Here is a 1,991-nt window from a genome sequence, read left to right as displayed (position 1 = left end):
TCACAATAACCAAACTGTTTTTGCCCACCCTACAAGCTCAATAAAGTAGGGTGGGCAAATTAATCTAATCTCGAATAGTCACAAGAACCAAACTGTTTTTGCCCACCCTACAAGCTCAATAAAGTAGGGTGGGCAAATTAATCTAATCTCGAATACTCACAAGAACCAAACTGTTTTTGCCCACCCTACAAGCTCAATAAAGTAGGGTGGGCAAATTAATCTAATCTCGAATAGTCACAAGAACCAAACTGTTTTTGCCCACCCTACAAGCTACAGCTAAATAAAGTAGGGTGGGCAAAGTAATCTAATCTCGAATAGTCACAATAACCAAACTGTTTTTGCCCACCCTACAAGCTCAATAAAGTAGGGTGGGCAAATTAATCTAATCTCGAATACTCACAAGAACCAAACTGTTTTTGCCCACCCTACAAGCTACAGTACCTCACCCTATTGAAAACCGCTATACTGAATGAAGTAAACAAGGCGTTAAAATCTATGGCAAGGAATACTAAAAGTCATTTTGCTCCCTACTTAAAATATAGAGGTAAAACTGTTGAAGAACAAATTAAACTCAATCAACCTGCTCTGGCATGGCTAAGAAAACGCCTCGAAGAGGAAATCACTCAAGAAGAAGCTAAAATCAGACAGGAAGATTTAGAAAAATTTAAACAAATTGTTGATAGTTTTCGTCCAGAAGGCTCTAAGCTATATAACTAAGAATGATTGTTTTTGTCGATACAGGGGTTTTAGGGTTGCTATCTTCTCCCAATGACAAATTAGAAGCACAACAATGTCAGCAATCGCTTTACTCTCTTTTAGCTAGAGGGGTTTATGTACTGAGTTCTGATTTGTGTGATTATGAAGTTACTCGAAGATGGCAAGATATTAGATTTTGAATTGAGGGATGCGAACGCACTCTATATTTCCTGAACTTTATTTCAGCGCAATTATTCCCCATGGAACAGGCATCAACTGAATCCTAATACCTGTTCGCCCCACACCCAGTAAAGCTAATAATAATTCCTCTATCCTTGATTAACTCTTATCTCTTGCCTCTTGCCTTTTGCCTTTTGCCTTTTGCCTCTTATCTGTTCCCTACTCCCTACTCCCTACTCCCTACTCCCTTTCCTTTACTTCCACCATCCGCTAACATCCTCAACCGCTGCCATCGTTTCTCTTAGGGCTTCAACACCCCCAAACTTAATGATTAAAGGAGCTAATTGAGGAAGAGCTTCAAGAAAATTGGGACGGGTTAGACTAGCTAAACTATCAAGAATTTCTTGCCAAAGAGGAAAATCAACTGACGAAGGAGTTAAGTTCTCAATCAAGTGCTGTAAGCCAAATGCTCGGTAGTATTCAGACTCAATCCCTCTGGCGCAATCTAAGGCTTGGGGTAACAACACATCGGGTAAGTGGGGGGCTAAGCGCTCTAAAGCATAGGCTCGGTGGTGTTCAAACTCAATCCCTCTGGCGCAATCTAAGGCTTCTGGTAACACATCGGGTAAGTGGGGGGCTAAGGCGATTAAGGCAAATGCTCGGTGGTATTCATACTTAATCCCTCTGGCGCAATCTAAGGCTTTTGGTAACACATCCGGGAAGTGGGGGGCTAAGGCGACTAAGGCTCTGGCTCGGCAGTTTTGATCGGAAATCCCTCTGGCGCAATCCAAGGCTTCTGGTAACACATCGGGTAAGTGGGGGGCTAAGGTGATTAAGGCTTTTGCTCGTTCGTATTCATCGGAAATCCCTCTGGCGCAATCTAAGGCTTTGGGTAACAACACATCGGGTAAGTGGGGGGCTAAGGCGACTAAGGCATTAACTCGGTAGTATTCAGACTTAATCCCTCTGGCGCAATCTAAGGCTTCCGGTAACACATCCGGGAAGTGGGGGGCTAAGGCGACTAAGGCATTAACTCGGGATAATTCATTGGAAATCCCTCTGGCGCAATCTAAGGCTTCCGATAATAAAGAAGGGGGAAGATACTCACTAATTGA

At 43.0% G+C, this 1,991-nt stretch carries 2 protein-coding genes and 1 pseudogene; 2 read left to right on the top strand and 1 reads right to left on the bottom strand.

Annotated features, from left to right (window positions below):
* Positions 1–495: 495 nt before the first annotated feature.
* Both F6K20_RS36205 and F6K20_RS36200 read left to right on the top strand, forming a co-directional pair.
* Complete coding sequence (locus F6K20_RS36205) at positions 496–717, top strand: hypothetical protein (RefSeq protein WP_008180564.1); 222 nt, start codon at positions 496–498, stop codon at positions 715–717.
* A 2-nt stretch (positions 718–719) separates the two neighbouring features.
* Complete coding sequence (locus tag F6K20_RS36200) at positions 720–896, top strand: hypothetical protein (protein ID WP_008180562.1); 177 nt, start codon at positions 720–722, stop codon at positions 894–896.
* Positions 897–1,130: 234 nt separating this feature from the next.
* Here the strand turns inward: F6K20_RS36200 and F6K20_RS36195 are convergent.
* Positions 1,131–1,991 (bottom strand): annotated as a pseudogene (locus F6K20_RS36195) (apoptotic protease-activating factor); the annotation flags it as partial.

This window comes from Moorena sp. SIO2C4 (assembly GCF_010672485.1).
Lineage (GTDB): Bacteria > Cyanobacteriota > Cyanobacteriia > Cyanobacteriales > Coleofasciculaceae > Moorena > Moorena producens.
The sequence above is the reverse complement of the archived record's forward strand: the minus strand, read 5'-3'. Positions and strand labels throughout refer to the sequence as shown.

What these genes read in the sequence shown, in the direction of transcription:
- F6K20_RS36205 (WP_008180564.1), top strand. Translation starts at nt 496, where the DNA reads ATGGCAAGGAATACTAAAAGTCATTTTGCTCCCTACTTAAAATATAGA.
- F6K20_RS36200 (WP_008180562.1), top strand. Translation starts at nt 720, where the DNA reads ATGATTGTTTTTGTCGATACAGGGGTTTTAGGGTTGCTATCTTCTCCC.